General features: G+C 45.1%; 25 protein-coding genes. 21 read left to right on the forward strand and 4 right to left on the reverse strand.

The features are described 5' to 3' along the window. Positions 1-70 precede the first annotated feature (70 nt). The 15 genes from yukD (at position 71) to NQS30_RS03400 (ending at position 17,334) form a co-directional block, all read left to right on the forward strand. Entirely contained in the window at positions 71-310 is a 240-nt protein-coding gene (yukD, locus tag NQS30_RS03330; protein ID WP_003152015.1) for an ESX secretion system protein YukD, read from the forward strand. A gap of 14 nt (positions 311-324) precedes the next feature. Beyond that, positions 325-1,611 carry a type VII secretion protein EssB gene (gene essB, locus NQS30_RS03335; RefSeq protein WP_015240490.1) on the forward strand — a complete coding sequence of 429 codons (1,287 nt, stop codon included), beginning with the start codon at positions 325-327 and terminating at the stop codon, positions 1,609-1,611. Positions 1,612-1,665: 54 nt separating this feature from the next. Beyond that, positions 1,666-6,141, forward strand: a complete 4,476-nt coding sequence (essC, locus tag NQS30_RS03340) for a type VII secretion protein EssC (protein WP_218791343.1) — start codon at positions 1,666-1,668, stop codon at positions 6,139-6,141. Continuing rightward, a complete protein-coding gene (gene esaA / locus NQS30_RS03345) occupies positions 6,138-9,197 on the forward strand; it encodes a type VII secretion protein EsaA (RefSeq protein WP_218791342.1) in 3,060 nt (1,019 codons plus the stop codon). The genes essC and esaA overlap by 4 nt, the downstream gene beginning before the upstream one ends. Before the next feature lie 7 nt (positions 9,198-9,204). Further along, positions 9,205-9,678 carry a type VII secretion protein EssA gene (gene essA, locus NQS30_RS03350; RefSeq protein ID WP_015240487.1) on the forward strand — a complete coding sequence of 158 codons (474 nt, stop codon included), beginning with the start codon at positions 9,205-9,207 and terminating at the stop codon, positions 9,676-9,678. Positions 9,679-9,738: 60 nt separating this feature from the next. After that, on the forward strand, positions 9,739-10,470 hold the full coding sequence (locus NQS30_RS03355) for a (S)-benzoin forming benzil reductase (RefSeq protein WP_007408685.1): 732 nt from the start codon (positions 9,739-9,741) through the stop codon (positions 10,468-10,470). Between the two features lie 163 nt (positions 10,471-10,633). Further along, positions 10,634-11,164: an HD domain-containing protein gene (locus NQS30_RS03360; RefSeq protein ID WP_007408684.1), complete on the forward strand. Its 531-nt coding sequence runs from the start codon at positions 10,634-10,636 to the stop codon at positions 11,162-11,164. Positions 11,165-11,301: 137 nt separating this feature from the next. Beyond that, positions 11,302-11,538 carry a DUF2642 domain-containing protein gene (locus tag NQS30_RS03365; protein ID WP_003152023.1) on the forward strand — a complete coding sequence of 79 codons (237 nt, stop codon included), beginning with the start codon at positions 11,302-11,304 and terminating at the stop codon, positions 11,536-11,538. Positions 11,539-11,674: 136 nt separating this feature from the next. Then, positions 11,675-12,781, forward strand: a complete 1,107-nt coding sequence (locus tag NQS30_RS03370) for an AI-2E family transporter (protein ID WP_015418110.1) — start codon at positions 11,675-11,677, stop codon at positions 12,779-12,781. Positions 12,782-12,842: 61 nt separating this feature from the next. Beyond that, on the forward strand, positions 12,843-13,064 hold the full coding sequence (locus tag NQS30_RS03375; RefSeq protein WP_007408682.1) for a spore germination protein: 222 nt from the start codon (positions 12,843-12,845) through the stop codon (positions 13,062-13,064). Between the two features lie 72 nt (positions 13,065-13,136). Continuing rightward, the gene (locus tag NQS30_RS03380; RefSeq protein WP_003152028.1) at positions 13,137-13,385 is read left to right on the forward strand and encodes a YueH family protein; all 249 of its coding nucleotides are present in this window, start codon (positions 13,137-13,139) and stop codon (positions 13,383-13,385) included. A gap of 65 nt (positions 13,386-13,450) precedes the next feature. Further along, positions 13,451-13,849: a YueI family protein gene (locus NQS30_RS03385; RefSeq protein ID WP_003152031.1), complete on the forward strand. Its 399-nt coding sequence runs from the start codon at positions 13,451-13,453 to the stop codon at positions 13,847-13,849. A gap of 96 nt (positions 13,850-13,945) precedes the next feature. Beyond that, complete coding sequence (locus NQS30_RS03390) at positions 13,946-14,497, forward strand: cysteine hydrolase family protein (protein ID WP_003152033.1); 552 nt, start codon at positions 13,946-13,948, stop codon at positions 14,495-14,497. Between the two features lie 17 nt (positions 14,498-14,514). Next, the gene (locus NQS30_RS03395; protein ID WP_020954301.1) at positions 14,515-15,981 is read left to right on the forward strand and encodes a nicotinate phosphoribosyltransferase; all 1,467 of its coding nucleotides are present in this window, start codon (positions 14,515-14,517) and stop codon (positions 15,979-15,981) included. 129 nt (positions 15,982-16,110) lie between these two features. Then, positions 16,111-17,334 carry an EAL and HDOD domain-containing protein gene (locus NQS30_RS03400; RefSeq protein ID WP_007408678.1) on the forward strand — a complete coding sequence of 408 codons (1,224 nt, stop codon included), beginning with the start codon at positions 16,111-16,113 and terminating at the stop codon, positions 17,332-17,334. Between the two features lie 6 nt (positions 17,335-17,340). Here NQS30_RS03400 and NQS30_RS03405 read toward each other — a convergent pair whose 3' ends face one another. Next, a complete protein-coding gene (locus tag NQS30_RS03405) occupies positions 17,341-17,682 on the reverse strand; it encodes a YuzC family spore coat inner layer protein (protein ID WP_124692757.1) in 342 nt (113 codons plus the stop codon). A gap of 464 nt (positions 17,683-18,146) precedes the next feature. Between NQS30_RS03405 and degQ the strand changes: the two genes are divergently transcribed. The 6 genes from degQ to NQS30_RS03435 all read left to right on the forward strand — a co-directional run bounded on the left by degQ (position 18,147) and on the right by NQS30_RS03435 (position 22,960). After that, positions 18,147-18,287: a degradation enzyme regulation protein DegQ gene (gene degQ / locus NQS30_RS03410; protein ID WP_003152043.1), complete on the forward strand. Its 141-nt coding sequence runs from the start codon at positions 18,147-18,149 to the stop codon at positions 18,285-18,287. Between the two features lie 151 nt (positions 18,288-18,438). Beyond that, positions 18,439-19,314: a polyprenyl synthetase family protein gene (locus NQS30_RS03415; protein WP_025285191.1), complete on the forward strand. Its 876-nt coding sequence runs from the start codon at positions 18,439-18,441 to the stop codon at positions 19,312-19,314. Positions 19,315-19,328: 14 nt separating this feature from the next. Further along, entirely contained in the window at positions 19,329-19,505 is a 177-nt protein-coding gene (comX, locus tag NQS30_RS03420) for a competence pheromone ComX (RefSeq protein ID WP_015240484.1), read from the forward strand. 18 nt (positions 19,506-19,523) lie between these two features. Continuing rightward, entirely contained in the window at positions 19,524-21,830 is a 2,307-nt protein-coding gene (locus NQS30_RS03425) for a sensor histidine kinase (protein ID WP_015240483.1), read from the forward strand. Between the two features lie 80 nt (positions 21,831-21,910). Then, positions 21,911-22,555: a two-component system response regulator ComA gene (gene comA / locus NQS30_RS03430; protein ID WP_003152052.1), complete on the forward strand. Its 645-nt coding sequence runs from the start codon at positions 21,911-21,913 to the stop codon at positions 22,553-22,555. Between the two features lie 21 nt (positions 22,556-22,576). Next, entirely contained in the window at positions 22,577-22,960 is a 384-nt protein-coding gene (locus tag NQS30_RS03435) for a hotdog fold thioesterase (protein ID WP_012118312.1), read from the forward strand. 39 nt (positions 22,961-22,999) lie between these two features. On the opposite strand, the gene mnhG is transcribed toward NQS30_RS03435, so the two are convergent. The 3 genes from mnhG to NQS30_RS03450 are packed head-to-tail and all read right to left on the reverse strand — an operon-like array spanning position 23,000 to position 24,118. Continuing rightward, positions 23,000-23,374 (reverse strand): monovalent cation/H(+) antiporter subunit G, encoded by a 375-nt coding sequence (gene mnhG / locus NQS30_RS03440; RefSeq protein WP_003152056.1) that lies wholly within the window; start codon positions 23,372-23,374, stop codon positions 23,000-23,002. Then, on the reverse strand, positions 23,358-23,642 hold the full coding sequence (locus tag NQS30_RS03445) for a Na(+)/H(+) antiporter subunit F1 (protein ID WP_012118311.1): 285 nt from the start codon (positions 23,640-23,642) through the stop codon (positions 23,358-23,360). The genes mnhG and NQS30_RS03445 overlap by 17 nt, the downstream gene beginning before the upstream one ends. After that, the gene (locus NQS30_RS03450; RefSeq protein ID WP_218791341.1) at positions 23,642-24,118 is read right to left on the reverse strand and encodes a Na+/H+ antiporter subunit E; all 477 of its coding nucleotides are present in this window, start codon (positions 24,116-24,118) and stop codon (positions 23,642-23,644) included. Before NQS30_RS03450 ends, NQS30_RS03445 begins: the two co-directional genes overlap by 1 nt. Positions 24,119-24,123: the final 5 nt, after the last annotated feature.

Here is a 24,123-nt window from a genome sequence, read left to right on the forward strand (position 1 = left end):
TGAATGAAGAAACGGAGCGCCTGATTCAATCAAGAAGACGGCGCTCTTTCTATGTAAGGGTGATATGAATATGTATATCGATATTACAATAGATTTAACACATTATAACGGCAGCGTCTTCGATCTCAGATTGTCAGATTACCATTCTGTGAAAAAAGTCATTGATATTGCCCGGCAGGCTCAGCATGTATCCGTTCCGCCGCGTGAAGGCTATTGGATCAGAGTGGTCAATAAAGAAACGGTTTTTTCCGGAGAACAAAAGCTATCTGACTGCGGTATTACGAACGGAGACCGCCTTGAAATTTTATGAAAGGACATGGTGGAATGACAGGTCATAACAGATCTTATTTAGAAACAGAATTAGACGCCGTCCGGGAAGAAACCGAATCAGGCTTCACGTTCACCTTCCAGCGGGAAAAAATCAAGCTTCTTGACGGGCTGGAAGCAAACGTGATTAAAGATGCTGATCCTTTTTTTCAAAAAGAGGTCTCAGTTTCAGAAGACGAAGTAACCATCACAATCAAACCTCCTTCTTCTTATCAGGCTTTCCGCTATATAAAAGGAAAAGATAAAAAAAGCAGGTGGCAATTTGCCTACCGTCTCGTCCAAGCCGTGAAACAGCATAAGCTGAAACGTCTCAATCTGATTGCCGCCCCTGAAAATATCGTGTTTGATAAAGCGCTGACGCCTTACTTTCTTCATTACGGCGTAAAGGAGAGCCTTCCGCCTTATGAGGAAGATAGAGAAAGGGTGTTAAAAGAGCTCAAAGCCTGTGCGGCGCTTGCAGCTGACGGGGCGTACACCTTCGATGAATATTTGAAGTACAAGGAGACGCTTCACTTCTCTTCTGAGGTGAAAAGCGTGCTAGAGGCGGAGACGATTGAAGAACTGGAAGAAACCATTCAAACCGCAATTGATTCCCTCGAAGAAAGGGACAAGACATACATAAAACTGCCGAAAAAGAAATGGAAAATCCAAAGATACGCCGGTCTGGCGCTTGCCGTCCTCCTTGTGCCGACACTTCTTTACTCCTTATACGTTCTGTTTTTCGCCCAGCCAAAGCAAGAGGCAATTACGGAAAGCAACCGCTATTTTTTAAATCAGCAGTACAGCAAAGTCATTGACACACTCGCCAAATACGATGCGGAAAGCCTCCCGGAATCTGTGCAGTATGAGCTTGCTTCCTCTTATGTGGCAGTTGAAAATCTGAGAGAAGAACAGCGGAAAAACATCGGGAATCTGGTCACGCTGCAATCAGACCCGAAGCATTTTCTTTATTGGATTGATATCGGCAGAGGGGAAAATGAAGAAGCCATCAAAATCGGCCGCAATCTTGAGTACAACCCGTACATCTGGCTCGGACTTACAAAATATAAACAGCAATTATTAGCGGATGACAGTATGAAAGACGACGAAAAGCAGAAAGAACTGGATGCCGTGGAAAGCGAGCTTGCGAAGGCGAAAAAAGAGGCGGAGGAGCAGCATAAAGAAGCGGAGGAAAACGGTGACACCGCCGAAGCTTCCGCCGGACAGGATGAAAGCAAACAAGACAAAGCAAAAGATAACAAAGAGAACGACAAGAAAGATGAGAAAAAAGATGAAAAAAAATAACAGCACACATCAAATGGCCGCAGGTAACGATCAGGCTGTCAGGAGGTTCGCCATATGAGTCTGTTATGGGTCTTTTACCGAGAGCACGTACAAAAGATTCAGCTGTCTGAACTCCCGCCGTCTCAGCCGATTACGATCGGTCCGGATATGAAAGATACAATCACGGTCGGCACACTTCCGTTACGGCAAAACGCCGCAACCCTTTATCGAAAAGAAACAGATCGTTATGATGTTTTCCTGGGAAATAACTGTGCCGGCGAATTGACAATAGGAAATGAAATGCCCTGCCGGATTGAAGAAGAGACGATGCGGCTTCTGCTCACCCCTGACAAAGAAGAATCCTCCGTTTATTTTATCGGCGGGAAGGATGAGATCGTTTTCTCATCAGAAACAGAGGAAGCGGATATATACAAAGAGCCGTCCTCCGCTCAAACAGGGGCTTTTTATCTGCGAAAGTCGGGAGGATGCTGGTCTGTCGTCCCTGATGGCCAAGACGTTTATGTGAACGGAAAACTTGCAGAAGCTCCCGAAAGGCTCCGCACGGGAGATGAGCTGCTGTGGAATTTTCTGCGTGTGAGGCTGACGGAGGACGACCTTTTAGAAGTCGTTCATCACGAAAAGCTTCAAACCGGTTTAACCAAAACGGTAAAACCAAGCACCGAAATGAAAAAGAAATACCCGCAATATCGAAGAACGCCGCGCATGGTCTACGATCTTCCCGAAGACCGCGTTTCATTCAGCTTTCCCTCGCAGGAAAGCGAACAGAATAACCGGGGGCTGTGGCTCGTCATTCTGCCTCCTTTGGTCATGCTGATTGTAATGGGGGTTGTCGCCATTATACAGCCGAGGGGCATATTCATCCTTGTCTCTTTGGCGATGTTTATGATGACTCTCATTACCTCCACCGTGCAGTATTTCCGTGAAAAAAACCAGCGGAAAAAACGGGAGGAAAAACGGGAGCGTGTGTACAAGCAGTATTTAGAAAGCAAGCGGAAAGAGCTTCAGACGCTGTCGGAAAAACAGCTGCAAGTGCTGACGCATCATTTTCCCCCGTTTGAAAAAATGAAATATTTAACTTCTGAAATCAGCGGCCGCATTTGGGAGAAATCGCTGGATAGCAGGGATTTTCTGATGCTTCGGCTCGGAACGGGCACGGTCCCGGCAAGCTACGAGATTTCAATGAGCGGCGGAGACCTGGCGAACCGTGATGTGGATGACTTGATGGAGCAGTCGCAGCACATGCAGCGTGTGTATAAAGATATCCGCCATGCGCCCGTGACCGTTGATTTACAAGAAGGGCCGATGGGGCTTGTCGGGAAACCCCAGATCGTCAAAAATGAAATTCATCAGCTGATCGGCCAGCTCGCGTTCTTCAACAGCTACCATGACCTGCGATTTGTCTTTATCTTTCATGAGGACGAATATAAGGAATGGGAATGGATGAAGTGGATGCCGCAATTTCAGCTGCCTCATATGTATGCGAAAGGATTTATTTACAATGAACAGACCCGCGATCAATTGTTATCGTCCATTTACGAGCTGCTGCGTGAGCGGGATTTGGAAGAAGATAAAGAAAAGAAGATCTTCCAGCCGCATTTTGTCTTTGTCATCACAAATCAGCAGCTGATCGCAGAGCACGTCATTTTAGAATACATCGAAGGCCGGCATGAGCATCTCGGCATCTCGGCAATCATCGCCGCGGAAACGAAGGAAAGCCTGGCGGAAAACATTCATACCCTCGTCCGCTACATTAATGAAGATGAGGGAGACATTCTCATTCAGCAGAAAAAAGCGGTGCAGATCCCGTTTAAGCTGGACAGGCATGAACGGACAAACAACGAGCGGTTTTCCCGGACGCTTCGGACATTGCACCATCAGGTCGGAATGACGAATTCCATTCCTGAAACGGTCTCATTTCTGGAGCTGTTCCATGCGAAGGAAGTAAAAGAAATCGGCATCAGGCAGAAGTGGGAGACAAGTGAGTCTGCAAAATCGCTGGCTGTTCCGATCGGCTATAAAGGAAAAGACGACATCGTCTATTTAAACCTGCATGAAAAAGCGCACGGGCCGCACGGATTGCTGGCGGGAACGACCGGCTCCGGGAAAAGTGAATTTCTGCAAACGTACATCCTGTCATTGGCCGTTCATTTCCACCCGCATGAAGCGGCGTTTTTGCTGATTGACTATAAGGGCGGAGGAATGGCCCAGCCGTTCCGCAAGATGCCGCACCTTCTCGGAACCATCACGAATATTGAAGGAAGCAGAAACTTCAGTATCAGGGCGCTTGCATCCATTAAGAGCGAGCTGAAAAAACGGCAGCGTCTGTTTGATCAATATCGCGTCAATCACATCAATGACTATACAAAGCTGTATAAACAGGGAGAAACGGAGATTCCGATGCCGCACCTGTTTTTGATTTCAGATGAATTCGCCGAGCTGAAAAGCGAAGAGCCTGACTTTATCAGGGAGCTTGTCAGCGCGGCCCGCATCGGACGGAGCCTTGGTGTGCATTTAATTCTCGCCACGCAAAAGCCGGGCGGCATCATTGACGACCAAATATGGAGCAACTCACGCTTTAAGGTCGCGCTGAAAGTGCAGGATGCAAGTGACAGTAAAGAAATCCTGAAAAACAGTGATGCGGCGAATATTACGGTCACCGGACGCGGCTACTTGCAAGTCGGAAATAACGAAGTGTATGAGCAGTTCCAGTCTGCCTGGAGCGGCGCCCCTTACATGGAAGATGTATACGGCACCGAGGATGACATTGCCATCGTTACCGACACAGGCTTAATTCCGCTGTCTGAGGTGGATGCGGATGATGCGGCGAAAAAAGATGCCCCGGCAGAAATAGAGGCCGTAGTCGAAGAAATCGAGCGGATTCAAAATGAAATGGGCATTGAAAAGCTGCCGAGCCCGTGGCTTCCGCCGCTTGCCGAACGTATCCCGCGCACGCTTTACCCTGCGCAGGAAAAAGACCGGTTCTTCATCGCCTGCGTTGATGAGCCTGATCAGCAAAGACAGGCGCCTCTCGCTTATACGATGATGGATGACGGCAACATTGGCATTTTCGGCTCATCCGGCTACGGCAAGTCAGTGGCTGCCATCACCTTCCTGATGAACTTCGCGGAAGGATACACGCCGGAAGAGCTTCATATGTACATCTTTGATTTCGGAAACGGCACGCTTCTGCCATTGGCAAAGCTTCCGCACACCGCAGACTATTTCTTAATGGATCAAATGAGAAAGATCGAAAAATTCATGATCCGCATCAAGGAAGAAATCGAGCGGCGGAAACGGCTGTTCAGAGAAAAAGAAGTCAGCCATATCAAAATGTACAATTCGCTCAGTGAAGAAGAGCTGCCGTTTATATTTATCACAATTGACAATTTCGACATCGTCAAAGATGAAATGCATGAATTAGAAACGGAATTTATCCAGATTTCACGCGACGGGCAAAGCTTAGGCATTTACTTCCTGCTGACCGCAACGAGGGTAAACGCCGTCCGCCAGTCGCTGTTAAACAACATAAAAACGAAAGTCGTCCATTATTTAATGGATCAGTCAGAAGGATACTCCATTTACGGGCGTCCGCCGTTCAGTCTCGAACCGATCCCGGGCCGCGTGATGATCCAAAAAGAAGAACTGTATTTCGCGCAAATGTTTCTTCCGGCTGAAGCGGAAAATGACCTCGAGATGTTTCAGGCGCTGAAAGCCGATGTCAAAGCATTAGCTGAGCGCCACGCCGGAACAGCCGGCCCAGACCCGATTCCGATGCTTCCGGATAGGCTGACGGCCGGCGAATTTTCACTCCGTCTCGGCCCGGATCAAGAACCGTTCCGCATTCCTGTCGGGCTTCATGAGGAAAAGGTCAGCCCTGTGTACTTTGATCTGGGCAAAAATAAGCATTGCCTTATCTTAGGCCAGACACAGCGTGGAAAAACAAACATCCTGAAAATGATGCTGAATCACCTGCTGCGTGAAGGTACGGAACGGGTCGGGCTGTTTGACTCGATTGACCGCGGACTGTCGCAGTATGCGCAGGAAACAAAGGTCAGCTATCTGGACACAAAAGAAGACGTCCGGCAGTGGATCGAAACGGCAGAAGCTATTTTCACGGAGCGCGAAGCTCAGTATGCGCAGGCCGTCAAAAATGGCGATGTGCACAAACTCAGTTTCTCTCCGGTCGTGTTAATGGCCGACGGCATTACAAGATTCCAGCAGACGATCGACACCGCCATTCAAGACAAACTGGCGATGTTTATGAAATCTTACGCGCATGTGGGCTTCAGTTTTATCCCGGCGGGCAATCACAGCGAATTCTCAAAAGGCTATGATTCCTTAACGACGGAAATGAAACAGATCCGCCACGCGATGCTGCTTGTGAAAAAATCCGAACAAAATGTCATTCCGCTGCCTTACCAAAGGCAGGAACCGGACATTCAGCCGGGCTTCGGCTATTTGGTTGAAAACGGGAAGGAGCAAAAAATCCAAATACCTTTATGTTCAGCGGAAAGGGAGGCCGTCAGATGACTGAACAACGAAAAAGCCTGATCAAATTAATAGCCGCGGTCGTCATCATTCTGCTGCTGCCGGTGCTGTTTTTCCGGTTTATCGGCGATGACCCGGGAAAACAAAAAATCAACGCCACCCGCCAAATCGCAGTCGTGAATGAAGACATGGGCTTACAAACAGATGAAAATGAGGAAGAGGAATCCGTCCATTTCGGCAAAGAAGTAGCGGCCGCTCTCGGCGGCCGTCCGGATTATTCATGGACGGTTGTCAACAGGAGCGCGGCTGAAAACGGTCTGGCGGCTAAGAAGTATGACGCCGTCGTTTACATTCCATCCGATTTTTCAAAAGATATCTTAAGCTATGACAAGGAGCGTCCGCAAAAAGCCACGCTGACATTCAATATTCAAAGCAACCTGAACGCCGTCAACAAAGAAAAGGTGCAGCGTGAGCTAGAAGACGCCCAAAAATCAATGAATAAAAAAATGTCGGCATTATATTGGAATTTCGTCTCGCAAAAAGTGAACAATGTCCGAGGCGATTTTGACAAGATCGTCAATAAAGAATCAGAGTTTCAAAACGTCATGTACAACTTTTACAAGCCGAGCTCCAATGACTTGGCAGGTGAAATAAAGCGGCAAAAAGACCTGATTGACGAACTGAAAAAATCAATGAATGAAGCGCAGGGCGCGGCAAAAGAAAAATTGACCTCGGCAGATGAAGCCAAAACCACGCTCAAAGACTTTGCCGATACGGTCGAGCGCTATAAACAATATCAAGAAAATCAGAAAAAACTGCTGATGGCCGCGCAGGAACAAAATCAAAAGCAAATCACAACCGGGCTGAATGCCATTAAAGCACAGCAGGCCGCCAACCAGTTCAGCACGATGATGAGCGGGCTGTCCTCCGGCATAAACCGGGCGCAGACACAGCTTGACCAGACGGGATCGGCTCTTTTTGCCGCCCAACAGGTGAGAGAAGCGCAGGTTCCTGATCAGGAACGCGGGATGGGTCTTATACAAAGCAACTTAATTAATGACTACCAAAACGAGGCTAAACTAAATAAATTAAACAGCCTTCTTATGGAATTAATACCGGCTCGTGAAAAATTAACTGTTGCAGAAAGGCCTGAGACGGAAAGTCCTGAGGATAATAATAAAGATCAAGATAATAATAAAGATCAGGATCAAGAAGATAAAGATAATCTTAAATTAGAATTACAAGACCAGCGTGATGAGTTAAAAGAAATTGCGGCGCAAGTTAAAAACATTTCGGATACCCTTAAAGAAGAGGCCGATCCGGATACTCCTAAAGAAGATGAAGAGGAAGAAACAAACTCTGGAAATCAAACTGATGGTGACGGACAAAATGGAGATGGTCAGTCAGATGATCAAACTCAGGAGCATCCCGAAGATACTGAAAAGGAGCATATAGATAGCTCGGATGCTGAAAAAACTGTATCTTCTCAATCAATTGAGTTGGCCAAACCGTCTAATGAGAGTGAAACTGAAGACAAAAATAATGAACAGCCTGCAGAGGATTCAGATATTAAAAGAGCTAAAGAGCAGCTTATTCAGGTCTCACAACGTATTCAACAAATTGAAGAGGAACTGAGAGAAAAAGAAAATACGCATAACGAAAAGTTGGAAAACAAGCTTAAAGAAATTCAAATACAGATAGATAAACTCAATAGTCAAATTGAGGAACTGATTAATCAAGTAAAAGATCTTAATAAAGATTTAAAGACGCTAAAGGCAAAAAGGAAAGAGGATTTTGATGGCATAAAGGAAGCCATTATAAGGTTGGAAAATAAAGACCAATTGCAATTTGTGAAAGACATCAATACATTGAATATCAATGATTTACTGAATTATTACAGATATTTATCTGCATATGATTCTACTCTATTTGGTACGGTTGATAGTGAAGCTAAAAGTAAAGCAATTACCGGCAAGCAAGGCGAAGTCCAAACCGTTCTCGCCATCAAACCGGTGGAAACGGCAAGCTGGGAAAATCTAAAAAACAACAAAATGCAGACAGATGAAGACATCAGCAATTTCATTAAAGGCATGACCGAATTCTCGGATAACTACAGCTCGTATATCAGAGATGAACAAGCCGGAGTGCTCGATGAGCTCGCCAGCATTTCAGACAGCGCGGCGAAAGCATCCGATCAGCTGGCTGAAGGCGCCGTGCAGGAAGCGGCCGCGTTCAGCGGAGACGGATTAACCGGAACGATGGCGCTCGGCGCTCAGGATACCGTCGGCCGCGAAGTCCTGCAAATGTCTGACACGATGGGCCATCTGTCAGAACGCCAGTCCGGCATCATCAGCTATACCGACAATATGCAGCAAAGCGTAAATGACGTCCAGCATAAAGCGGACACCCTGAACAGCAACTGGGGCAAAAACGTCGATTCCACGAAATTGATCAGAAATGACGTGTACGGCATTTTAGGGAACGCGCTCGTTGACGGACAGGAAAACGGCTACGTTTACGATTATCTCGCCAACCCGCTTAAAATCAGCGGAGAGGTGCCGGAAGACCGGGTTCAGAATGTTCCGCCGGTCGTCATTTTGGTGATCATCCTGATCAGCAGTCTTCTGATCGGCTATTTCAGCTCGTATTATCAGCAGGCGCCGCTTCTTGTCAAAGGCGCGCTCTTTGGGATTTTAAACATTATGGTCGGATTGATGATCAGTCTGTTCGGTCTGAATATCTACTCGCTTCCGGACGATCAGACGATTAAATGGTCAGTCTTTACGATTCTCTTGCTTGCGGCGAGTTCAGCTTTTATCCGGGCAGCCTTTGTCTTCGGCTCGATTACCGGATGGATCGCATCATCAGCGCTCATTCTCTTTTATGTGGCGCCTTTGATCGACCTGATTATGCCGAACTTCACCTTTGACAGTCCGGTTTCGAAAGTCTATATCGATATTCAATACGGAACGGGCCATCTGTTTGCGATGGGGGTAACGGTTCTTGCGATCATTACGCTGATTGCGGCGGCGCTTCCGCTCGTCATTCGGCTGTTTGCGGAAAAAACGGAGGAAAGTGATCAGTCTTATGAGGCGTAACACGTTCATGGAAAAAGGATTGCTGCTGTTTGCTCTCTCCTTTTTCCTCCTCCTTCCCCAAGCCGCAGCCGCGAATGAGGAAAATACTGATGTCAAGCCGAATGAATATGAAAAGAAAGACATTGAAATTCGTACGGATTACCTGCACGACGATGCCTACTCCGAGGAAAAAACGGCGCTTCCGAAAGAACAGAAGGATATTACCTTTGATCAGCCGGCCGAAAACCCGGATGACAAACTGATATCAAAGTTGTTTACATCGTCAGACACAGAGCCGAATACGATCAAAGCGCAATCGAAAAAACTGGGTATCACATTTGCCGAGCCTGCGGTGCGGCGTACCTCGGCAGATATGGAAACGGAAGAGAAAAAGACTTCTTATCTGCTGCCTGTCATTTATGCCGTCTTGATCCTCCTCGGGATTGCGGCGATGATCTATCTGATCCCGAAAGTCACGGCGCAGGAAAAGGCAAAGCGGTAAACGAATCGCTTGTGTTTGCGGGAAGACAGCCCGTAAAATAAGAAAAAAAGGAGGAGTTTCATGCAGTTTTTTCTTATAACAGGCGCGTCAAAAGGCTTGGGCCGGGCGCTTACGGAACAGGCGCTTCAAGAAGGAGCCGAAGTCGCCGCGCTTTCAAGAACGATAAGCGGGGAAAAGCGCGAGGGGCTGACAGAATACAGTGTTGATTTAACCGATCTGGCAGATACCGGGCGGCAGATGAAGGCGATTCTTGATCAAGCAGAGGAGAAGGGGTACTCTGCCGTCACATTGATCAACAATGCCGGAATGGTGGAACCGATCAAGCGGGCGAAAGAGGCTTCCGCCGAAGAATTAAACCGCCATTACACCCTTAATCTGACGGCGCCCGTTTTGCTCAGCCAAATGTTCACAAAGCGTTTCGAAGCGTTCAGCGGCAGCAAAACAATTGTCAACATCACATCGGGCGCGGCGAAAAATCCTTATAAAGGCTGGAGCGCGTATTGCAGCTCAAAAGCGGGGCTTGATATGTTTACGAGAACATTCGGGTTTGAACAGGAAGATGAAGAGCTGCCGGTCCGCATGATCTCATTCTCGCCGGGAGTGATGGATACAGACATGCAGGCTGTCATCCGTTCTTCGTCAAAAGAAGATTTCCATGACATCGAACGGTTCCGCAATCTGAAAGAAACGAAAAACCTCAGAAGTCCTGAATACATCGCCGGCGTCATTCACTCACTGATCGCGGGCGAGCCGGAAAACGGACGGATATACGATATTAAAGAATTTTTGTAGAGCAGCTTTTAAGCTGCTCTTTTTTGTTTGTACAATCACTTCGGGGTCCGGCGGCATATGATGAATGAAACAACATATAAGGGGTATAAGAAATGTATCAGATGAATTGAGTTTCTTCTCGATTTATGTTAGGATTCTAAAAATATATTAAGGAGGGGTTTCCATGAGAAATGTAACGTTAATGGATGTCTTCACCCATCCAATCGCACAAAAGTATTTACAGCGTTCCGGTGTCGCCCATGCGATCGCCTGCGCGTTTCATGCATACCGTCTTGCCGTAAAAGCAGGTGTCAGCCCGGATCTTGCGGCGAAAGCGGCTTTACTGCATGACGTCGGCCATTATGAATGGTACACAGACGGCAAATGGGATTATGAAAAGTACAGAAGAAACGATATCCATGCCATTAAAGGCGCGGAACGGGCGCATAAGCTGCTCATCCGGCTCGGTGAAGAACCGAAAGCGGCGAAGGACATTGCGCTGGCGATTCTGCTTCACACCGATTCCTATCTGCCTGAAGGCGAACTGGACAAGAATACGCTCCAGCAAATCGTGAAACAAGCGGATGAACTCGATGAAGAACCCGGCGGACATCACCATTACCGCCAAATGGATCACACGGCCGCGCTCAAACAAATCCAAAAGCTTGATCAGTTAATTGACCAAGCCCAATATCCCTTAAGAAGCTCAGTCTAGGCCACTCATGCGGCCTTTTCCGCTTACATAACTCCGCATGCTCACTAACACCTTTTCCGCTCCGATAGACGTACTGTGTCAAAGCCTTTGTCCGCTGCATATGCTGAAGGAAAACATAGTAAAGGGGATCAGCGAAAATGGCCCATCAAGGAAGCCCGCAAATCGTCTCGTTAGTGGATCCTTACGTTTATCAGACCATCCATAAGCTTATCGGCTCAAGGTTTATCATTCAAACCGTCAGACGCATTGTCAGAGGACGGCTGATTGATGCCACTCCGGATCACATCGCCATTGAAGAAACGCATGACCGTGTATTTTATATCAGAAACCGCCATGTGGTTTCCGTCATGCCTGATTATACCGAACGCGTGTAACAGCACGAATAAGGCGCAAACCGGAGGCGGCCCTATAGAACCCCGGTGCGTCTTCTTTTTTGAGATACATAGATGCACGGCGGCTTTTTTTGGTACAATCACAGTACAAGTTCACATGACAATAGGAGGAAACCGCTTGTTGAAATCAAAGGTCCATTTTTGGACGCTGCAAATTTTGCTCGTTTTGCTCATTATTTACGTATCAACGAAAGTCTCGTTTATTTTTCAGCCGTTTTTCGGTTTTATCACCACTCTGTTTTTTCCGATTTTGATCTCGGGCATTTTGTTTTTCATTTTTAATCCGATCGTGCGCCTGCTTGAGAAAAAAATCCCCCGGACATTGGCGATCCTGCTCATTTATCTCGTTTTCATCGGCCTGATTGCCTTTATGTTCACCGCCATCGGACCGATTGTGGCTTCCCAGGTCACGGGGCTGATTAACAATTTCCCTGATTACATTCATCAGATTCAAGTCTTGACGGCGCAATTATCCCATTCCAAATGGTTTACGTGGATGATGACGCAGGATTATGTGTCGATAGAAAAAATCCAGCAGTCTCTGACGGGATTTTTACAAAGCCTTCCGCAAAATATTACGGCAAGCCTGTCGGCCGTGTTCGGCGTCGTTACGAATATCACGCTTGTCGTGATCACCGTTCCGTTCATTTTGTTTTATATGCTGAAGGACGGCCGGCGGTTTCCGCTCTTGGCGGTTAAAATCCTGCCTACTTCCTACCGGGCGGAAGGTCGCAAAATATTTAATGACTTATATGTCACATTGGCCGCCTATTTCCAAGGCCAGCTGCTGATTTGTCTCTTTGTCGGAACGGCATGCTTTATCGGATATTGGATCATCGGCCTGCAGTATGCGTTAATTCTCGGGATGGTGATCGCCGTCACCAATATCATTCCGTACCTGGGGCCGTTTCTCGGGGCGGCGCCCGCGGTGATTATCGCGTTTATGGATTCGCCGGCTAAGGCGCTGTTTGCCGTTATTGTTGTCGTTGTCGTCCAGCAGCTTGACGGGAATCTGCTTTCTCCGCTTGTCATCGGGAAACGGCTCAATACCCACCCGCTCACCATTATTCTTCTGCTTATCGGAGCGGGCAGTTTCGGCGGCATTCTCGCAATGATTCTGGCCGTGCCGGTTTACGCGGTTTTAAAAGCTTTCGTCTTAAATATCGTCCGGCTTATCAAACTTCGTCAGCGGTCAAAGCTCGAAGACAGCCGCAAGCCGAAATAAAAACGGGCACAACTCCCGATGCAGCGCATAAAATGCTGTAAAGAAAAGCGGAGGTGTGGGTATGCCTGCAATTGTGGGACCGATTTATATTATGAGTTTAGCCGGAGACGCTGCGGCGAGCTTCGGTGACGTGTTTGCCATTTCTCCCAAAGCCGTTGACCACTCAGGCGCGGGGGCAGGGGCGTTTCATTCCGGAGATTTTGTCAAAGTCACTAATAAATTCAGCAAAACGCGCTTTGAAGACATCGATGTGTTTGACGAACCTGATTGGTTTAACGCGTGACAGCCTCCTTTTAGGAGGCTGTCGCTTTTTTGTAGTATAATAGAATCAGTCTTTATAAAAGGGGAATTTTTTATGAAAATCAGAAAAGCGAATATTACCGTGCAGTCCGGAATGATCGGTGATGTATATCTGCATGAAAATAAAAAAGAACAGCATACCCTTGTAGCCGTTCCGGAACTTGAGTGGAGCACGATCATTTCCTATGAGGAAGAGAAAAAGGCGCTGGCGCAGCGGCTTTTACAATCATTCAGCAAGCTGATTGAAGAAGAACCCGCCGGAGAGCTCGCCGGCAAGATCTCCCATTGGGTGGCTGAAATGTAACGAAGCGGTTTACCGCGTCCCGTCCGGGGCGATAATTGTAAAACAAGCTGAGGAGGGACAGGCCGATGAGCGACAAAACGGTTGACCTTTATTTACAGCAGGGGATGTACGGCCCTCTGCAGACGAAACCGGATGAACGCCATTTATTTTTAGGCTCGCTGCGTGAAAGAGTCATCATTGCCCTGACGAAGGGGCAGGTGCTGCAAAAGCAGCCGTATGAAGAAGTGAAACAGGCGCTGAAAAGCCGAAAAGACGCGGTGCTCTATATAAACGGAAGGCTCCCGTATCATGCTTATTCACCATATATGAAGCTTGCCGCACTTGCCGGTGTCCGAAGCTCCGTCATATCGGATCTTCAATTCGAAACGCCGCTCGGCCTGGTTTTTGCCGCCGATTATGCCGTGAACCTTGACGGCATTTACGTACAGGATGACATTTTTCAGCGCTCACTCCTGAAATCTTAAAAGGGCAAAACACCGTTTGTCATTTTACAATGCCAATTCACTTACAAGTGGAGATAGGATATAATGGTTTTCATATGAATGGCGGGGAGGCCGGCTATGAAAAAAGCATTTATATGCATTGATTATACGAATGATTTTGCAGCAGAGAACGGGGCATTAACCTGCGGAGAACCCGCGAGACAGATTGAAGATACGATTGTCAGTTTGACGCAAGCATTTATAGAAAACGGTGATTACGTTGTCTTTGCGGTTGATTCGCATGATGCAGACGATGATTTTCATCCCGAGACACGCCTGTTTCCTCCGCATAATATCAACGGCACGGAGGGCAAAGAGCTGTACGGAAGGCTATCGCCTCTTTATGAGAAACATAAACACGCAAAAAACGTAAATTATATGGAAAAAACGAGATATTCTGCTTTTGCGGGAACGGATTTAGAGCTGAAACTGCGGGAACGGCAGATCACTGAGCTGCATCTTGCGGGCCTGTGCACGGACATCTGCGTTCTTCACACGGCGGTTGACGCCTACAACAAGGGCTTTCAGATCGTCATTCATCAAAACGCTGTGGCCAGCTTTAATCCGGAAGGGCATGAATGGGCCCTGTCCCATTTTAAGAACAGCATCGGAGCGCAAGTGGCAGAGTAAGGAAGGGGAAAACAATTTTGGTGGAGCATGGTTTTAAAGACGACAGTTTGTCTTTACATACAGATCTTTATCAAATTAATATGGCCGAAACGTACTGGAGAGACGGCATTCATGAGAAAAAAGCGATTTTTGAGCTTTTTTTCAGAAAGCTTCCCTTTGAAAACGGCTATGCGGTATTTGCGGGCTTAGAAAAAGCAATCGAATACTTGGAGAACTTCAAATTTACCGACAGCGATCTGAATTATTTAAAAACGGAATTGCACTATGCTGATGATTTCATTGAGTATTTACGGGATCTTTCTTTTACCGGATCTCTTTACAGCATGAAAGAAGGCGAGCTCGTTTTTAACAACGAACCGATTATGCGGGTCGAAGCGCCCCTGATCGAAGCCCAGCTGATTGAGACGGCTCTGCTTAACATTGTGAATTACCAAACATTAATCGCCACGAAAGCGGCCCGCATTAAAGGCGTTGTCGGTGACGAAGACGCCCTCGAATTCGGAACGCGGCGCGCCCATGAAATGGATGCGGCTATGTGGGGAGCGAGAGCGGCTTTGATCGGCGGCTTCAGCGCGACGAGTAATGTAAGAGCCGGAAAGCGTTTTAATATACCGGTATCCGGCACGCACGCTCATGCGCTCGTACAAGCGTACCGCGATGAATATACGGCATTTAAGAAATATGCGGAGACCCACAAAGACTGCGTATTTCTCGTAGATACGTACGATACGATCCGTTCGGGCATGCCGAATGCGATTAAAGTCGCAAAGGAATTCGGCGACCGGATCAACTTCATCGGCATCCGCCTGGATAGCGGGGACTTGGCGTACCTGTCAAAAAAAGCGCGTGAAATGCTTGATGAAGCGGGTTTCACAGACGCAAAGGTCATTGCTTCAAGCGATCTTGATGAGCACACGATATTAAATCTGAAATCGCAAGGAGCGAAAATCGATACGTGGGGCATCGGCACGAAGCTGATTACCGCATACGATCAGCCGGCCCTCGGCGCGGTTTACAAGCTTGTCGCCATTGAAGAGGACGGCAAACTGACCGACACCATTAAAATTTCGTCAAACCCTGAAAAAGTGACAACGCCGGGAAGAAAGAGAGTATACCGGATTATCAACAAGCTGAATCACCACTCGGAAGGTGATTATATCGCGCTTTATGACGAGCGGGTAAATGATCAGAAACGCTTAAAAATGTTCCATCCCGTCCACACGTTCGTCAGCAAATTCGTCACTGATTTCTATGCGAAAGACTTGCATGAGCCGATATTTGAAAACGGCGTTTTATGCTATGATAATCCCGAAATTACCGACATCCAGCAATACGTGCAGGATAACCTCAAACTTCTGTGGGAGGAATACAAACGGATCAGCAAGCCGGAAGAATATCCGGTCGATTTAAGCGAAGACTGCTGGAGCAACAAGATGCAGCGGATTCATGAAATCAAAAGCGAGCTGAAACGGGAACTTGAATAGAAGACAAAGCGGCCTTTCCTTTCTCTGGAAAGGCCTTTTTGTTGTGATAATATTTTTCACATTTAGACAAATTTCGTCAAGTTATTTGATATACTTATGTTCGAAGGCCGCATCTAAGGGGGTAAATGAATGAAGGTGTTTGTTGCGAGACAGCCTATCTTCAACAGAAACGAACAGGTTGTTGCTTATGAACTTCTTTACCGGGAGAGCGAAGAGAACCGTTATTCGGCCGCTGACGGAGATAAAGCTACGACGGATCTCATTATTAACAGCTTTATCAACATCGGAATCGAAAAGCTGACTGAGGGGAAACGCTGCTTTGTGAATTTTACAGAAAGCCTGATGTTTTCAGATCTCCCTACCTCCTTTGATCCTGACCAGCTTATTATCGAAATTCTTGAGGACATACCGATCACTCCGGCACTCATCTCAAGATGCAGACAGCTGAAGAAATTAGGATATACATTAGCACTTGATGATTTTTACGCCATCAATCCGGAAAATGAAGAGTTAGTGGAACAGCTGATGAAATATATTGATATTTTAAAAATCGACTTTTTGCAATCCTCGCGTCTGGAGCGCAAAAAAATCATTCAGACGTACAGCTGTAAAAGTCTGATTTATTTAGCGGAGAAAGTGGAGACGAGAAAAGATTATAAACAGGCGGCCATAGACGGCTTTCACCTGTTTCAAGGATATTTTTTCAGTGAACCGCGTGTCATCAGCGGAAATGATCTGACGTTTCATTTTCATTCTTACTACCAGCTTTTAAGCGAATTAAACAATGACCAGCCCAATATACAGCGTGTGACGGAATACATAGAGCGGGACGTCAGCTTATCGTATCAGATTCTGCGTTTTTTAAACGGATCGCAAACAAGGCTGAAAAAAAAGATAGACAGCATCCAGCAGGCCATCATGATGCTTGGGCTGAATGAGATTAAGCGCTTGATTTACATTCTTTCATTTAGAGATTTAACGGCGAAAAGCCACTCAAGCCAAAAAGAAATCATTAAGATTTCCTTAATCAGGGCCAAACTGTGCGAACTGCTGGCGAAAAGAACCGGAAGGCCCCAGCCCTCTTCTTACATGCTGATCGGCATGTTTTCGCTCATCGATACGCTTCTTCACAGGGAGCTGGAGGATATCATCAAAGAACTGCCTTTAATCGATGAAGTCGGACAGGCGCTGCTCGGTTATGAAAACGATTATTATAAGATGCTCGCGTTCGTCAAAGCCATTGAATGCAACAACTGGGACTGTGACGAGTGGGGAAAAGAACTGAACAAAGAAGAAGCGTATGAATGTTACTTACAGGCGATCGAATGGTGCCGGCAGCTGATCGTGGATTGAGCCGCTTTAAGCCGACCACCTGAGGGCGATGGTAAACCGGCTTTGCTCTCTGATCAGACTGACACGGATGCCGTCGGGATTATACGTCACGTCAAAGTCATTTTTGATGCCGGTCTGCTTAATGAGCCGCTTGACCGTTGCGGTGTCAGATGATTGCGCTGCGGTGAGGATACGGCGCGCAAGCTCTTTTGACGCCGACAGCCGCGCAAGGAGCAGGCGCGCATCCTCCAGCATGCCCGCAGTCTCTTTTGCGGACGCTGTCAAAATATCTGCGTGAACCGGGGCACTGGGCGCAGGATGCCGGTATGGCGCGGCGAAAACAGGGAAGCATGGATACACATAATGCATATGGCGGCCTCCTTCCTGAGAAAACATTCGTTATACATGAGTATAGGCGGCGTGATAACGAGTTATGACATGCAAAAGACCACAATGCGGGGGTTGCGGTCTTTTCGGTGTTTGTCGGTGGTTATGCGACGCTGTTCGCCCATTCTGTTTTGAAATTGCGACGGCAGGGACTATAGTCCTTGCCGGTTTGTCGGAAAACCGTTAAAAAAACAGCAGAACCGCCAGATTGGTCTGCTTCATCCTAAACGTCTGCCTTTCTGGTAGTTATATAGTCCTGTTCGCTAAATGCTTCATTCGGGACTATGGGATTACCCTGGTTTGCGGTGTCACGCAGATACTTTTACACATACTTTTCGGTGAAAAATCCCGCAAAAACGTTTACACTATTAGTAACAGATCAAATACCTAGGACTCGTTCACCATACACAATTCATTGATCTTTCAAAAAAAGGAGTGTGGAAACGGTGGAAAACAAATTAGAAGAAGTAAAGCAATTATTATTCCGACTTGAAAATGATATCAGAGAAACAACCGACTCATTACGAAACATTAACAAAAGCATTGATCAGCTCGATAAATTCTCATATGCAATGAAAATTTCTTAAAAAGACTTGGAAACAAGTCTTTTTTTTGTGCATTTTTTATCCATTTCATGGATAAAGTATTATACGATTGTTAAAAAACGAAAAACCTGCTGTCTTTCATCACCTGCATTTAGTAAAATAGAATGGGAGGGTGAAGACAATTATTGAGCAAATGTGTTTAGATGCCGAAACGATTAAAGAGAAGATGAAGGAAATTGTTAGGGAGAAAATAAACAATCCACATTTAAAAGACACTCTTCAGACTTTTATAAATGAAAAAAATAATTTTGCTTTTGGCGTTCTTGCATTTAAGCATTATATGGCTTTCGATGGTAAACATTATTCGGATATTACGTTATTAGCTTCAGGAATTGAATTGTTAATTTTAGCTTTTGATATTTTTGACGATATAGAGGATGAAGATAACTTGGATAAGGAATGGATGAAGGTAGATCAATCTATCTCATTAAATGCAGCCACTTCTCTTTATTCAATAAGTCTTCAAGTGATTTGTGAGCTTAAAACGAACTCCGATTTTCCCCGGTTTGCTATGAAATATGCCTTAAATGCAATGCAAGGTCAGCATAATGATCTGAGAAATTTTCCTGAAACTGAAGATGAATGTCTTCAAATGATTAAGCAAAAATCAGGCTCGCTTACTGCAATGTCAGCTGTATTAGGAACAATGCTTGCAAATGGGGAGTTTAACGAAGAAATTGAGAATTATTCTTATAAAATTGGAATTGTTAAACAGATTGAAAATGATTATTATGGTCTTTTTAATAAAAATCGTAGTGATATCAAAAAGGGAAGAAAAACATTAATTCTGTTGTATCTAAAGCGAAGATTTAATGCTGCTTCAGAAAAAATCTTGGATTTAATGAATGCAGAAGCAAGTTATCATTCATTCCTCATTGATAATAAAAAAAGCTTTGAAGACCTGCTATTTGATGCAGGAGTTAGCCAGTATATTTCAATGTTAATTAAAATGTACGAGGAAGAAATTACGACAAGTATAAAAGATTTAAATATAATGTTAGAACTTTAACGGAGGAAATTACAGTGAAGCAAGATATCGTACATTATCTTATGGAAAATCCACTTGTACTTACAAAGTTAGCGTGTGGGGAAGCTAGTTTAATAGGAGTTCCGGATAAACTGTTACCTGCCATTGTTGAGATTTTTGAAAGAGATTTAAGTCAATCAAAAAGATGTAGGGGAATTTTTTGGGAACAATGATTGAGAGAGTGAGATTTATTGAAAAAATTCATTAGAAATTTTTCGATTGTATTGTTATTCGTCAGTCTCTTTTACGTTGCTCATATTATATATTTTACTCAAAACGGAATTTTGGTAGGAACCTATGTGGTTGAAAACAATAACCATGAATTACAGGTTGTAAAACTCTCCAAGTCTACGTATGGTAAATATATGGGCTTAAAAGAGGGAGACAGGATAATTGAAATAAGCGGAAAAATACCGACAGAAGAGAATATAAAAGGTCAATATCTAGCGAAAGCTGAACATATGAAAATTATAAGGGATAACCATAAAATAGACCTACATAATACGGAATTTATTTCCTTGAACAGCTCTTATAGCTTTTTTATTTATATTATCCCGTGCATATTGTTTGCTTTAAGCTTGTTGTGTATTTTTTACATTTATAAAGTTAACAGAGTAAAAGATACTTATTCAGCCTATATTTTAATTATCTTTTTATTATTTACATCTATTGCTTATTTAAGCGCAGGTGGAGTAACTAGAGGGTATGAAATAAACAGATATATTAACCTTTTTACGTTTTTGAATGTACCTGTACTATACTATCACTTTCTTTATCAATATTTTAAAGAATTAAAAATAAAGTTTTCATCTGGTTATGTTGTGTCTGCTTTATATATTTTGCCGGTTATTAATATAATAATTGAGATATTCCAAAACCATTTTGCTTTTCAACTTGTTACGAATATTAATTTAGGAACATTTTTTTTGGAAATGATGGTTGTTTACACGGTTATTATTTTTTATGGACTAGTCTATAGAAAAAAGGATCACTTTTATTTGTTGAAAGTGTTACTTATATCTAACACCATAGCTTTTTTCCCTTTTACAGTTTTTTATATTATACCTGAGGTATTGTTCGGACGGTATATTTATTCTGCTATAGTGACGTCACCGTTTATAATTATTATTCCGTTAGCGTTAGTCTACCAATTCGTGGTCAATAAAATCTATGATATAGATTTTTTGTTAGGCAGAATCAGGTACTATGGTTTCCTTTCCATTGTTCCGACTATTGGAGTTGTTTGGCTGAATATATTATTCGACAGCAAGGGGAATAACTTTAACATTATTCAAATCACTGTATATGTATTTTTGATTTTTTTAGCGGTATTTTATATTAAGGAGTTATTAGACTACAAATTCCGCCTGAAACGTTTTTCAGAAAAATATAATTATCAAGACAGCATTTATAAATATACACAGCTTCTTAAAAGCGTATCAGCTTTAAATCAAGTGTTTATGAATTTGAAAAAGACTATTTTGGACGTCTTGCCTGTTAGTAAAGCTTATATATTTGAAATCAATTCTGACGGAGACATTCTGTATTTTGATAAACAGAACAGTGAACCGAACTGGCAGCCGTATAAAAAAGAATTTGTTAAAGTCACATCAGAGATTGGAAAGATTATTGAAGTAAATCAAGGTTTTCTGATGAAGATTGGAGAAAGAGGGGCAAACTCATACGTTCTGCTTTGTTTGTCGAGCATTAATACTCCGAGACTGACAAGAGATGAGATATCTTGGTTAAAGACATTGTCTTTTTATACAAGTGTTTCGATGGAAAACATATTGCAGATCGAAGAACTCATGAACCATTTACAAGATCTAAAACAACAAGGCTCAAACCCGGTCTGGCTAAAAAAGCTGATGTTTACGATCGAGGAAAAGCAGCGTTCGGATTTGGCCCGTGATCTGCATGATTCAGTGCTGCAGGACTTGATTTCTTTGAAGCGCCAGTGTGAGCTGTTTCTGGCCGATTTTAAGAAAGAGGAGCCTTGCCAGTTAGAGGTGCAGGACAAGCTTCATCAGATGAATGAGCAGATGTCCGATGTCATTTTGATGACCCGGGAGACGTGCCATGAGCTTCGGCCTCAGCTGCTGTATGATTTGGGCCTGGTCAAGGCGGTATCCAAGCTTGCCGCACAGCAGCAGGAGCGTGCGCCGTTTCATATCCGTCTGAATACGGGCCGGTTTACGGCGGCGCTGGATTTGGATACGCAGCTGAATTTGTACCGCATTATTCAGGAATTTCTTTCGAACGCCATGAAGCATTCACAGGCGAATGAGGTGCTGATTATGCTGATCAGCATTCAAAATAAAGTGATTCTGCATTATGAAGACGACGGTGTCGGATTCAATCAGGAAGAAGGCGGCGGGCAGTCGATGAGTATGGGTCTTTCAGGTATTAAGGAGCGCGTCCGTGCGCTTGACGGACGGATGAAAATCGACACAAGTGAAGGAAACGGTTTTAAAGCGGATATTGAAATGGAATTGTAACCAATTTATCACCAAATCGACTTGGCAGAAGCCAAGTCTTTTTAATAAAATGGAAATGAGTGAGTAAAAGGGAGGAAACCATGAAAAAGATACTAGTGATTGATGATCATCCGGCTGTCATGGAGGGCACCAAGACGATTCTGGAAACGGACACGAATCTTTCTGTCGATTGCCTCAGTCCTGATGCCAGTGAACAATTCGTTCTCCGGCATGATTTTTCAGCTTACGATCTCATATTAATGGATTTAAATCTGGGTGATGACATCAGCGGCATAGAGCTTTCCAAGAAAATCTTAAAAGAGAATCCTCTCTGTAAAATCATTGTCTACACAGGCTATGAGGTTGAAGATTATTTTGAAGAATCCATCCGCGCGGGCCTGCATGGCGCCATCAGCAAAACCGAATCTAAAGAGAAAATCATGCAATACATATATCACGTGCTCAACGGACAGATTTTAGTTGATTTCTCCTATTTCAAACAGCTGATGACCCAGCAAAAAACAAAAACGTCTTCTTCCCCTCAAAGTGAGCAGGATCGGTTAACCCCGAGAGAGCGACATATTCTCCAAGAGGTCGAAAAAGGTTTGACCAATCAGGAAATCGCAGATGCGCTTCACTTAAGCAAGCGGTCAATTGAATACAGCCTGACATCCATTTTTAACAAGCTGAATGTCGGCTCCCGAACTGAAGCGGTGCTGATCGCCAAGTCAGATAACGTACTATAAATCTTGAAGGGAGAATGACCTATGAATCTGAACAATACATTGCTCGGCGCACTCGGTATTGAAATCACTGAAAACACGCCGGAGAGATGCGTGGCGGTGATGCCGGTGGATAAGAGGACGGTGCAGCCTTTCGGATATCTGCATGGAGGCGCGTCAGCAGCGCTGGCGGAGACTGTTGCAAGTGTCGGGGCCCAGCATTTTATCGACCGGTCGAACCAGGCGTGTGTCGGGCTTGAGATTAATGCTAATCATTTAAAATCCGTGAAAGAGGGCGGGACGGTCACGGCGATTGCGAAACCCGTTCACACAGGCAGGGCAACCATTGTGTACGAGATTAACATTTTCGATGAACGGGAAAGGCTGATCTGTGTTTCCCGCTGCACGCTGGCTGTTATAACAAAATAAACAAACAGCCGGAACCCTGAATCGTCCGGCTGTTTGTTTTTACAAATATGAATCTTCTTTTCGTTTGATCACAAAGTTTCTGATCCCTTTGTAATCATCCTGAACGCTTCTTTTATCAAGCGCCGCTCCCGAATTGTACGCGGCCCTGCATATGAGGTGCGCTCCGACCGGCGCCGTCAGCAGGATAAAAATGATGCCGAGCAGTATTTTTACAGAAATTTCTCCGGTCAGCATCCACAAGTAGCCTAACACCCCGAGCAATACCAAATTAACGCCGAGTGTCGAGCCTTTTGAAGAGGCGTGGGCGCGCGTATACACATCAGGAAGCCTGAGTGTGCCGAAAGACGCGACCAGGCAGATCAGCGATCCCATCAGAATACAAACGGCGACGGCCCATTTAACGATTTCGATCATTTTCGATAATCTCTCCTTTCTCCAAAAACTTAGCAAAGGCAATCGTGCCGATAAACGATAAAATGCCGAGCAGCAGAATGATGTCCAAAAAGGCCGATGTGTTTAAGAGAATGGATACAAGCGCGGTCATGGCAATCAGATTAATGCCGATCCCATCAAGCGCGACGACCCGGTCCGGTATCGTAGGCCCTTTTATGACGCGAATGACGTACAGAAGAGTCGAAACCGCCATAATGCCGAGTGATAATTGCAGAATAAACGTAAACATCAGCGGCTCACCTCCTGAATGGCTTTCTCAAAAGAGACGCGGATGTCATGGATCGCTTTCTCCGCATCTTCAATGTCCATGGCGTGTATATAGAGAATCGACCGGTCATCGGAGATATCCATCACGAGCGTACCCGGTGTTAAAGTGATTAACAGCGAGAGCAGCGTGATCTCCCAATCCTCCGTCAATTCCGTCTTAAACGCGAAAATGCCCGGGCGGATGTTCAGTTTCGGCGATATAACGGTTTTCAGCACGCTGACATTGGCCAAATATAATTCCTTTATAAAGATCAGCGCCAGTTTGATGACTGACCATATTTTCCAAATGTAAAACGGCCGCGAGAAGAAGCGCCGGAAAAAAAACAGCGCCGCCAAGCCCGCGATAAATCCGGTCATAAAACCCGCCGCGCTGAAGCTGTTTGTGAGAAACATCCAGCAAACAGCGAGAAGAACATTTAATAATAGTTGAAAAGCCATGCCAT

This window comes from Bacillus sp. B1(2022), from assembly GCF_040259625.1.
Taxonomy (GTDB): domain Bacteria; phylum Bacillota; class Bacilli; order Bacillales; family Bacillaceae; genus Bacillus; species Bacillus velezensis.

What these genes read in the sequence shown, in the direction of transcription:
- NQS30_RS03435 (WP_012118312.1), top strand. Translation starts at nt 22,577, where the DNA reads ATGAATCTGAACAATACATTGCTCGGCGCACTCGGTATTGAAATCACT.
- comA (WP_003152052.1), top strand. Translation starts at nt 21,911, where the DNA reads ATGAAAAAGATACTAGTGATTGATGATCATCCGGCTGTCATGGAGGGC.
- NQS30_RS03445 (WP_012118311.1), bottom strand. Translation starts at nt 23,642, where the DNA reads ATGTTTACGTTTATTCTGCAATTATCACTCGGCATTATGGCGGTTTCG.
- essA (WP_015240487.1), top strand. Translation starts at nt 9,205, where the DNA reads ATGGAAAAAGGATTGCTGCTGTTTGCTCTCTCCTTTTTCCTCCTCCTT.
- NQS30_RS03375 (WP_007408682.1), top strand. Translation starts at nt 12,843, where the DNA reads ATGCCTGCAATTGTGGGACCGATTTATATTATGAGTTTAGCCGGAGAC.
- mnhG (WP_003152056.1), bottom strand. Translation starts at nt 23,374, where the DNA reads ATGATCGAAATCGTTAAATGGGCCGTCGCCGTTTGTATTCTGATGGGA.
- NQS30_RS03385 (WP_003152031.1), top strand. Translation starts at nt 13,451, where the DNA reads ATGAGCGACAAAACGGTTGACCTTTATTTACAGCAGGGGATGTACGGC.
- NQS30_RS03390 (WP_003152033.1), top strand. Translation starts at nt 13,946, where the DNA reads ATGAAAAAAGCATTTATATGCATTGATTATACGAATGATTTTGCAGCA.
- NQS30_RS03400 (WP_007408678.1), top strand. Translation starts at nt 16,111, where the DNA reads ATGAAGGTGTTTGTTGCGAGACAGCCTATCTTCAACAGAAACGAACAG.
- NQS30_RS03405 (WP_124692757.1), bottom strand. Translation starts at nt 17,682, where the DNA reads ATGCATTATGTGTATCCATGCTTCCCTGTTTTCGCCGCGCCATACCGG.
- yukD (WP_003152015.1), top strand. Translation starts at nt 71, where the DNA reads ATGTATATCGATATTACAATAGATTTAACACATTATAACGGCAGCGTC.
- NQS30_RS03415 (WP_025285191.1), top strand. Translation starts at nt 18,439, where the DNA reads ATGTGTTTAGATGCCGAAACGATTAAAGAGAAGATGAAGGAAATTGTT.
- NQS30_RS03450 (WP_218791341.1), bottom strand. Translation starts at nt 24,118, where the DNA reads ATGGCTTTTCAACTATTATTAAATGTTCTTCTCGCTGTTTGCTGGATG.
- essB (WP_015240490.1), top strand. Translation starts at nt 325, where the DNA reads ATGACAGGTCATAACAGATCTTATTTAGAAACAGAATTAGACGCCGTC.
- NQS30_RS03360 (WP_007408684.1), top strand. Translation starts at nt 10,634, where the DNA reads ATGAGAAATGTAACGTTAATGGATGTCTTCACCCATCCAATCGCACAA.
- essC (WP_218791343.1), top strand. Translation starts at nt 1,666, where the DNA reads ATGAGTCTGTTATGGGTCTTTTACCGAGAGCACGTACAAAAGATTCAG.
- esaA (WP_218791342.1), top strand. Translation starts at nt 6,138, where the DNA reads ATGACTGAACAACGAAAAAGCCTGATCAAATTAATAGCCGCGGTCGTC.
- NQS30_RS03365 (WP_003152023.1), top strand. Translation starts at nt 11,302, where the DNA reads ATGGCCCATCAAGGAAGCCCGCAAATCGTCTCGTTAGTGGATCCTTAC.
- NQS30_RS03380 (WP_003152028.1), top strand. Translation starts at nt 13,137, where the DNA reads ATGAAAATCAGAAAAGCGAATATTACCGTGCAGTCCGGAATGATCGGT.
- NQS30_RS03355 (WP_007408685.1), top strand. Translation starts at nt 9,739, where the DNA reads ATGCAGTTTTTTCTTATAACAGGCGCGTCAAAAGGCTTGGGCCGGGCG.